The following is a 10,357-nucleotide window of genomic DNA, read 5'->3' on the forward strand; positions in this document are numbered from 1 at the left end:
GATCTCCCTTGTTACTGAGCTGTTCCGGCATCGGCGAGGACGTGGACGGCGCACTCCCACGCCCGTGCGATCTCCGAGAGCGTGTCCGTGTCGAGCACGCCGGGCGGTGCGGCGAATTCACAGTCGAGGACCGGTCCGTCCCCCGCGTCCTCGACAACAGCGTCCACCTGCAGGACGTGGTCGAGCGGGGTCGCCGGGTCCACCGAGCCGCCGAGCGCCACCCCTTCCGGTGCACCGGCCCACGGGCCGCTGCTCTCCTCCCCCAGCGTCATCCGGCCGAGGTAGTTGAAGACGATCTGCGGGCGGGTACCGGATGCGAGGCGGTCGGCGAACTCGGGCGCCAGTCGGCGCAGCAGCCCGAATCCGATTCCGTTGTCGGCGATCTCGCCCAGTGCCTTCGACACCCGGGCCTCGACGTCCGCCGCCGGACGGTCGCCGTGCAGCACGCCGGCGACGTCGACGCCGCCGAGGTCGAAGGCGACCGGGAACATCGATGTGAACCAGCCGACGGTACGGGTGACGTCGGCGCCCGGCACGATCTGTTCCTCGCGTCCGTGGCCCTCGAGTTCGACGCGGACCGCGTCCCCGCCCCGCACCGACGCGACCGCGAGGGCGAGGGCGGCGAGGGCAGTCTCGTCGACCCGCCCACCGAGCACTCGCGCCGTGACCGCCGCCGGGATCCGGCAGCGCACCGATCGCACGGCCGAGACCGTGTCCACGGTCCGGTCCAGCGGACGCGACCCCAACGCCGGTTCTCCGAGACCGACGACCCGTTCCCAGGCCGACGACGTGGCGGTGATCCGATCCGAGCGGGCAGCGTCGGCGAGCCCGCGGGTCCAGGCACGGAACGACGTGCCCGAATCGGGCAGTGCCACATCGTGTCCGTGCAGCGCCTGCTCGACAGCGGCAGCGAGGTCCGGGACCAGGATTCGCCACGAGACGCCGTCGACCACCAGGTGGTTGACCGCGACGAAAACTCGGTCCTCGCGGCCGAGCCCGAAGTCGAACCACACCACCTGCACCATCACGCCGATCTCGGGACGCAGCGCCGCGTACACCTTCGCCCGTTCCTGGGCGAACACGGCGGGCCACTCGGCATCGGGGACAGCGGAGACGTCCACGCGGCGCACCAGGGCCGCGGTGTCCGGGATCTGCTCCGGCACAGTCCATTCGATCGTTCCACCGGCCGACGAGAAGCGTGACCGCAGCATCGGGTGCGCCGCGAGCAGGCCCGCGACGGCGCGCGCCAGCACCGGGACGGACAGCCCCTCCGGCGCGACCAGCAGCCGCGCCTGCGAGAAGCGCCCGAGATCGGTCCCCCAGTTCAGTGCCTCCCACACGATCGGGGTCGGCAGCACGTCGCCGCTCGCCGGCGTCTCCGCGAGCGCGCGTGCCGCCGCGTCGAGCATCCCGTCCGGCCCCGCGTCCGACACCGCGGCCAGCTCGGCGACCGTCCGCAGCTCGAACACCTGACGCGCGGTCACCCGCAGGCCCGCGGCGCGAGCGCGCGAGACGAGCTGGATGGACACGATCGAATCGCCGCCCAACGCGAAGAAGTCGTCGTCGATGCCGACCCGGTCCAGACCCAGGATGTCGGCGACCACCGCCGCGAGCGTCGCCTCGGTCTCCGTGCGCGGCTCGTCCGATCCAACGAGGGCGCCGAAGTCCGGTTCCGGCAACGCCTTCCGGTCGGTCTTCCCGTTCGCGGTCAGCGGGAACTCGGCGAGCACCGTCACCGCCGCGGGCACCATGTAGTCGGGCAGTTGCTCGGCGACGGCGGCGCGGGCCGCTGCCGGGTCGAGAGCACCGTCCGCGACGACGTACCCGACGAGCCGTTTCACCCCGCGAGCGTCGGTGTGCGCGATCACCACGGCGTCCCGCACGCCGTCGACCGCGGCCAGCGCGGCGCCCACCTCGCCGAGTTCCACCCGGAAGCCGCGGATCTTCACCTGGTCGTCTCCACGGCCCAGGAACTCGAGGGTTCCGGTCGCGCCGCGTCGAACCGTGTCGCCGGTCCGGTACATCCGCTGCCCCACCGCGCCGAACGGATCGGCGACGAATCGCCCACCGGTCAGATCCGGACGTCCCAGGTAGCCACGGGCCACGCCCGCCCCGGCGAGGTACAACTCACCGGTGCCGCCGGCGGGGACCGGCCGGAGCATCCGGTCCAGCACGTACGCGCGACCGCCGTGCACCGCACGCCCCAGGCACGGCTCGTCGGCCTCGGTGACCTGGCCGACCAGCGCGTCGACGGTGCACTCGGTGGGCCCGTACAGGTTGAACGCGCGCCCGTCGGTGAGCTCGCGCAACCGCCGCCACGAGGAGGGATTGACCGCCTCGCCACCGAAACCGACTGTGGCCGGGCGATGTCCGCGGTCGAAGAGCCCCGCTGCGAGCATCCGATCGAGGAACGACGGTGTGACCTCGAGGAAGTCCAAGCCGTGCTCGACGACGTAGTCGGTCATCGCCTCGGGGTCGCGCATGGTGTCGTCGTCGAACACGTGGACGGTGTGCCCGTCGAACAGCCACAGTGTGGGCTGCCACGACGCATCGAAGCTGAACGACCATGCGTGACCCACCCCGATCGAGTTCCGGCCGGTGGCCGCCACCGTCGGCCGGTACAGGTCGGCGCGGTGGCTCTCGAACAGGTTGAGCAGGTTCGCGTGGGTGACGGCGACGCCCTTGGGCAGGCCCGTCGATCCGGACGTGTAGATGACGTACACGGTGTTGTCCGGCCTCAGCGGGGCGATCCGGTCGACGTCGGTGACCGGGCCGGCCGGCAGCGCGGCCAGCGTCGCGACGACGGTGGGGTCGTCGAGCACCGTGACCGCGGTGCCGCGCAGCACCGGCGCGAGTGCCTCCGCGACGACGCTGTCGGTGACGACCACGGTGGGCGCCGCGTCGGACACCATGTGCGCCAGACGATCCGCCGGGTACGACGGGTCCATCGGCACGTAGGTGCCGCCCGCAGCGATCACGGCGGCAATCGCCACCAGCATCCGTTCCGAGCGCGGCAGCGCCAGACCGACGACGACGTCGGGTCCGATGCCGGAGCCGATCAGCAGCCGCGCCAGCCGCGCGGACGCGGCCCCGAACTCGGCGAACGTGAGCGTGGTGTCCCCGAACACGACCGCATCGGCGCCCGGAGTCTGCGCGATCGGTACGGCGAGCAGGTCGGCCACGGTGGCGCACCCGGTGACCGGAGCCGACGGGGTCGCGGCCCACTCCCCCACCGCTCGGTCCCGCTCGTCGGCGTCGAGGACGTCGATCCCGGCGATCGTGGGTGCACCGTCGGACGACAGTTGCTCGAGCAGTCGCACGAGGCGCCGCCCCAGCACGTCGACCTCGTCACCGGTGAACAGCGACTGCTGATATTCCAGGGTGAGGGCGAGTTCGTCGTCGAGTGCCGCGACGAGTACGAGCGGGAAATTGGTGGCGTCGTGACCGCGGACGTCGCTCACCTCGAGCCCGCCCGACCGCTGGGCCCGAGCGAGAGCGTCGGTGTCGATCGGGTAGCTCTCGAAAACCACCAGGGTGTCGAACAGTTCACCGATCCCGATGCTGCGCTGGACGTCGGCGAGGCCCACGTACTGGTCGTCGAGCACCCGGTTCTGCTCGGCCTGGGTCCGGCGCAGGAACTCGTCGGCTCTTTCGCCCGGGCGCAGGTTCACCCGCACCGCAACGGTGTTGATGAACAGGCCGATCATCGTCTCGATGCCCGGCACCTGTGGCACGCGTCCCGAGACCACCGCGCCGAACACGACGTCGTCGCGATCGAGCCGGGTGCCCAGCAGCAGCCCCCACGCGGCCTGGACGACGGTGTTGACGGTGACGCCGAGCTCGCGGCTGCGGCGCTGCAGGGTGGCGGCCAGCCCGCTCGGCACCGAGATCGAGTGCTCCGCCGGTAGATCCGTGCGCAGGGACGACCCGGCGGGAGTCAGCAGCGTCGGCTCGCTCACCCCGTCCAGCAGTTCGACCCAGCGCCGCAGCGCGGCGTCGGTGTCCTGTTCGGACAGCCAGGCCAGATACTCGGTGAACGGCCGGACCGGCGGGAGCACACCGAGGTCGGCTCCGGAGCCGTACAGCGTGAACAACTCCCGCATCAGCAGCGGCGACGACCACCCGTCGAGCAGCAGGTGGTGCGCCGCGAACACCAGCCGGTGCCGGTCCGGGCCGAGACGGATCAGGGTGAACCGCACCAGGGGTGCCGTACCGACGTCGAACCGGGTGTTCCGGTCCCGGTCCACCAACTCGGCACTGAGGTGCCCGGCGTCGGACACGGTGAGACCGGTGAGATCCACTTCGGTCCAGGGCACCTCGGGGTCGGCGAGGACCACACCGATCGGCTCGCCGGCCTCGGTGGTCCGGAAGCCGGTGCGCAACGTGGCGTGCCGGGTCAGCAGGGCGCGCACGCCGCGGCGCATCGTGTCGGGGTCGAGGTCCCCGCCGATGTCGAGCACCGTCTGCATCGCGTACACGTCTCTGTCAGCGTCCAGTTCGGCGAGGAAGAAGAGCCCGCGCTGCAGCGGCGTCAGCGGCACCACGTCCTCGATCGTGCCGAGCTCGTCTCGCAGTGAACGCAGTTCGGCGTAGCTCAGGACGCGATGGGTCAGGTCGGACGCCGTCGGACCGACCGGGGCCGCCGACTCGGTGTGCCGCACGAGCGCGCCGAGCGCCCGGACCCACGACTCGGCGATGCGCGTCACGACGTCGGGGCCCAGCACCTCCGCGGCGGCGGTGAACTCGCACACCAGTTCCGGACCGCGCTCGGTGTCCTCGGTGACCGCGTTGACGTCGAGCACGTGCTCGAGCGGCGTCGCCGGATCGACGGCACCACCGAGCGCGCCGGCCTCGGGCGCCGCCGACCAGTCGCCTCCCGCGACCTCTCCCAGCGTCATCCGGCCGAGATAGTTGAACATGACCTCGGGTGGGCGGTACCCGGCGAAGTGGCCGGCGGTGTCGGCGGACCGGCGCAGCAGGCCGAATCCGATGCCGCTGTCCGGGATCCGGCGCAGCGCGTCCTTCACCTGCGCCAATGCGACACCCACGTCCGTCCCACCGGCCAGGGCCGCATCGACGTCGACTCCGGCGAGTTCGAGGACCGCCGGATACAGCGACGTGAACCAGCCGACGGTTCGGGACAGGTCCGCGCCGGGCACGACCTGTTCCTCCCGTCCGTGGCCCTCGAGGTGCACGCGCACCGCGTCACCGCCGCGCACCGACGCCACCGCGAGTGCGAGCGCCGTCAGCAGCACGTCGGCGACACCGGCGCCGTAGGCCGCCGGCACGGTGGTCAGCACCCGCTCGGTGATGTCGGCCGGCACCCGCATCTCGAGCGAGCGCGCGGCGCCGACCGTGTCGAGGGCGGGGTCCAGCGGACGCGAGCCCAGCGCGGGTTCCGCGAGGTCGGCGATGTTGCGCCACAGCGGCAGTGTCGCGGCCACGCGGTCCGACGCGGCGGCCTCGCCGAGGCCGACGGCCCAGTCGCGGAACGAGGTACCGCTCCCGTCGAGGGTCACCGGGACGTCGCGCCGCGCCTGGTCGACGGCGGTCGCGAGGTCCGGGGTCAGGATCCGCCACGACACGCCGTCCACGACGAGATGATGCGCGGCGACGAAGAGTCGTCCCTGCCGTCCCGCACCGAAGTCGAACCACACGACCTGCAGCATTCGACCGGATTCGGGACTCAGTGCCGCGTAAGCCTTCTCACGCTCGGCGGCGAACAGTTCGGCCCACTCGTCCGTCGGCGACTCGGAGGCCCCGGCGACCTCCACCCGGCGAATCATCCCTACCGGGTCCGGAACCTGTTCCGGCACCGTCCAGTCCGGGACTCCGCCGGAGACGACGAATCGCGACCGCAGCATGTGGTGTGTACCGAGCAGGGCTGCCAGCGCGCGCCCCAGTACCGGCATCGACAGCCCGGCGGGTGCGATCAGCAGACGTGACTGCGAGAAGCGGTCGATGTCGGCTCCGTGTTCGACGGTGTCCCACACGATCGGCGTCGGCGGCACCGCCCCGGTGGGTGCGACCTTCGGACGCGTCTGTGCGGCCGCCGCGTCGTCCGCGTCACGCATGTCGTGGGCGGCGGCGAGACCCGTGACGGTGCGCAGTTCGAACACCTGCCGGGCCGTGATCCGGATGTCGGCCGCGCGGGCACGGGTGACGAGTTGGATCGAGACGATGGAATCGCCGCCCAGGGTGAAGAAGTCGTCGTCGACACCGACCCGCTCGAGGTCCAGGACCTCGGCGACCACCGCCGCCAACGCGGCCTCGGTCTCCGTCCGCGGCTCACCCGAGCCGACGAGGGCACCGAAGTCCGGTTCGGGCAGCGCCTTCCGGTCGATCTTTCCGTTCGCGGTGATCGGGAACCGCGGGACCGCCAGCACCACCGCGGGCACCATGTAGTCGGGCAGGGCCTCGGCCGCCGCGGCGCGAACCGACCCGGGATCGACATCGCCGGTGACGTAGCCGACCAGCCGTGTCATCCCCCGGGAATCGCGGTGCGCCAGCACGACGGTCTCTCCGACGACGCCCGGAGCGGCCGCGAGCACCGTCTCGATCTCACCGAGTTCCACCCGGTAGCCACGAACCTTGACCTGGTCGTCGCCGCGGCCGACGTATTCGAGCCGCCCGTCCGCGATCCAGCGGACGACGTCGCCGGTGCGGTACATCCGTTCCCCCACCGCGCCGAACGGGTCCGCGACGAAACGGGCGCCCGTGAGATCGGGTCGGCCCAGGTAGCCCCGTGTCACGCCGGCACCGGCGACGTACAGCTCACCGGCCACACCGGGCGCGGTGGGACGCAGCCAGGCGTCCAGCACGTACACCCGGGTCCCGGGTGCCGGACCGCCGATGACGATGCGTTCGCCGGAGATCGGGGCGTAGGTGGCGTCGACGGTGGTCTCGGTGGGTCCGTAGCAGTTGAAGGTCGCGACGCCGAGCGTGTCCCGGGCGGCGGCGAGCCTGCGCCACAGGCCCGGGGAGACGGCTTCGCCGCCGACGGTGAGCTGCGCCGGGATGTGGCCGGACGGGTCGAGCAGACCGGCGTCGAGGAGCTGGTTCATGAGGACTGGCACGCAGTCGACGGAGTCGATGCGGTGTGCGCGCACGTAGTCGACGATGAACTCGGTGTCGGCGCGGTGTTCGTCCGCGAGCACGTGCAGGGTGTGGCCGTCGAAGAGCGACGTGAGGGCCGCCACCGCGGAGTCGAAGGCGAACGGGTACGTCAGCAGCACCTGTCGCGGGGCCGCGACCCGGCCGGTCGGCATCATCGTCTCGCGCTGCGCGGCATGCAGATCCGACAGATTGGCGTGGGTGACGACGACGCCCTTGGGTAGCCCGGTCGATCCCGACGTGTAGATGACGTAGGCGGCGTGGCCCGGGCGCAGCGGCGCGAGCCGGTCCGCGTCGGTCACCGGCTCCGTCGCCTGCCGCGCCAGCTCGGTGCACACGCGGGGGTCGTCGAGGACCAGCACCTCGACGTCCGCGAGCACGCCTTCGAGCGAGCCCGCCACCTCGGTGGTGGTGAGCACGATCCGGGGCCGGGCATCGGCGACCATGTGCGCCAACCGATCCGCCGGATAGGTGGGATCCAGCGGCAGGTACGCGCCTCCGGCCGCGAGGACCGCGGCGATCGCCTCGACCGTGACCGCCGACCGCGGCAGCGCCAGTCCCACCCGGTCGTCGGGTCCGACTCCACGCGAGATCAGCATCCGCGCCAGGCGCGCCGATGCTGCGGACAGTTCACCGAAGGTGCGCCGCTCCCCGTGGTGCACCACCGCGATGCGGTCGGGGTCGTGCCCGGCAAGGAGATCGGAGACGGCGGCCGAGGCCGGTGGGGCCGACGGCCTTGCCGACCAGGCACCGATCACCCGGGCGCGCTCGGGGGCGGGCAGAACGTCGAGATGCGCCACCGGCACCTGCGGGCCGTCGGCGAGCGCCTCGAGGATGGCGACCAACCGGGTCCCGAGTGCCTCGGCGTCGCTCTCGGTGAACAGGGACGGCCGGTAGTCGAGCGCGACGACGAGGGTGTCCGCGACACCGGCGGTGAGGACCAGCGGATAGTTGGTCGCGTCGACGGCGTCGACCCCGGCGATCCCGACCCCGCCGGCGCGCTGCGCACGCTCGAGGGCGTCCCGGTCCACCGGGTACGACTCGAAGATGGTGAGGGTGTCGAAGAGTTCGCCGAGACCGACCTCACGCTGGACCTCGGACAGGCCGATGTACTGGTGGTCGAGGGTGCGGGACTGCTCGGACTGGACCCGGCGCAGCAGGTCGGCGACATTGCTCCGGGGGTCGAGCCGGACCCGGACCGGCACGGTGTTGATGAACAGCCCCACCATCGTCTCGACACCGGGAAGCTCCGCGGGCCGGCCGGAAACCGTTGCACCGAAGACGATGTCGTCGCGGCCGACCAGGCCGGAGAGCAGCAGTGCCCATCCGGTCTGCAGGACGGTGTTGAGCGTGACCCCGCACTCGCGCGCCAGCCCGGTGAGCCGGGCGGTGAGTCCGTCGGGGATGTCGACGGTGATCGCGGCGGCGGACTGCGCGTCGCGCGTGGTTCCGGGCGGGGTCACCAGCGTGGGTTCGGTGAGCCCGTCGAGGGATTCACGCCACAGGGCGCGGGCACCGTCGTGATCCTGACGGCCGAGCCACGCCAGGTAGTCGCGGTAGGGGCGGACGGGCGGCAGCCCGGCGGCGGTGCCTCCGGCCGCGTAGATCTCGAGCAGCTCCCGCACGAGAATCGGTGTGGACCATCCGTCCACGACGGTGTGGTGCGCGGTGAGCAGCAACCGGATGTCACCGGCACCGGCGCGGATGAGGGTCCACCGCACCAACGGCGGCGCGGTGAGATCGAACCACGTGCGCAGGTCCGCGTCGAGCAGGTCGGTCAGGGCGGCATCGGGGTCCGCTTCGCTGCTCAGATCGACGTTCCGCCATGCCACCTCGATGTCCTTGACGACCAGCCCGGCGATCCGGCCGTCCTTCCGGGGACGGAAGCAGGTGCGCAGTGCGGCGTGCCGGTCGAGCAGCGCCTGCGCGGAGAGGTGCATGCGCTCGACGTCCACGTCCCCCGTCAGTCGCAGCACCGACTGGACCGTGTAGGCATCCGGATCCGTCTGCACCGCAGCACTGTCCGCGTCCGCGGGTGCAGCCGAGGTACTGAGGAAGTGCAGCCCCTGCTGCAGCGGTGAGAGCGGGACGACGTCTTCGAGCTTGGACATGCGGGGCATCCACTTCCGGTCGAGCGGTACAGAGACGATCTCGGTCCCCGAGCAGGGACGTCGGGGCCGAGATCGCGGCCAGGGGTACTACTGCTTGGCTGCGGGCAGCGCGCCGAGTCCCTCGTCGATCGAGTCGAGCGCGAGCAGGGCGGTCTGGTGCGTCGCGGCGTGCGAATGCTTGACCGGGACGAGGTTTCCGGCCTTCACGGCGGGCAGGGCCTGCCACAGCGGCGACGCCATCAGGTCCTGCAGTTCGGGGCTGAGCGAGCCGTCGAGCTCGACGCCGTAGACGATGACGTCGGCGTCACCGAGCTTCGCCATGATCTTCTCGTTCGACACGTACTCGGCGTGCTTGTCCGCGGGGTCGTCCGGCGTACCGGGGAACTGCAGCCCCAGGTCGTCGAACAGGTTGGTGACGTACGAGGACTCGTACTCCCGCACGAACTCGCCCGGCTCGGTGCCGCAGATGTTGCAGACACCCGCGAACTTCAGGCTTCCGAGCTTGTCGCGGTACTTGTCCGAGATCTCCTGGGCGCGCGCATCGTACTGCTCGATGGACTGGCCGTAGGAGTCACTGACGTTCGCGGCCGCGGCGAACTGCTCGCCGAGCGTGCGCCACTCGGCGGGGGTGGTGGGCCCGAGGAAGACCACGGGCGCGATGGCCTGCAGTTTGGCCATGTCGACCTCCGACTGCGCGCGGGCCGGGACACCCAGGATGATCAGGTCCGGGTTCGCGGCGGTGACGGCCTCGTAGTTCAGTTCGCTGATCGCGCCGTCGGGACCGACCTTCGGGATCGCGTCGTAGGCCTTCCTGGTGGCGTCGTCCATGTTGTCGTCCTCGCGCGTCCACTCGCAGATGCCGGAGAGGTCGGCACCCGACTGGATCAGCGGCAGGACGGCGTAGCCGCACGCCACGATGCTCTTCGGATCAGCCGGGATCTCGATCGCACCGTTGGCGGCCTGGAACGTGCGGGTCGTCCCGGCCCCGGTGGACTCGTTCCCCGAGTTCGTGTCGCCGCCGCTGCCGCATGCCACCAGTCCGGTCGACAGCAGCGCCGCGGCGCCGATCGTGGCGGCGCGGTGTGTCCAGCGCGTCTTCACCTGCATCAGTGACTCCTACGTACTCGAATAGC

Annotated in this window: 2 protein-coding genes; both read right to left on the minus strand. The window is 71.6% G+C overall.

Annotated features, from left to right (window positions below):
* Window positions 1–11 precede the first annotated feature (11 nt).
* A complete protein-coding gene (locus IJ15_RS0100975) occupies window positions 12–9,233 on the minus strand; it encodes a non-ribosomal peptide synthetase (protein ID WP_197059705.1) in 9,222 nt (3,073 codons plus the stop codon).
* Window positions 9,234–9,311: 78 nt separating this feature from the next.
* Entirely contained in the window at window positions 9,312–10,331 is a 1,020-nt protein-coding gene (locus IJ15_RS0100980; protein ID WP_031936483.1) for an ABC transporter substrate-binding protein, read from the minus strand.
* Window positions 10,332–10,357: the final 26 nt, after the last annotated feature.

The sequence above is a fragment of the Prescottella defluvii genome, assembly GCF_000738775.1.
Classification (GTDB): Bacteria; Actinomycetota; Actinomycetes; order Mycobacteriales; family Mycobacteriaceae; genus Prescottella; species Prescottella defluvii.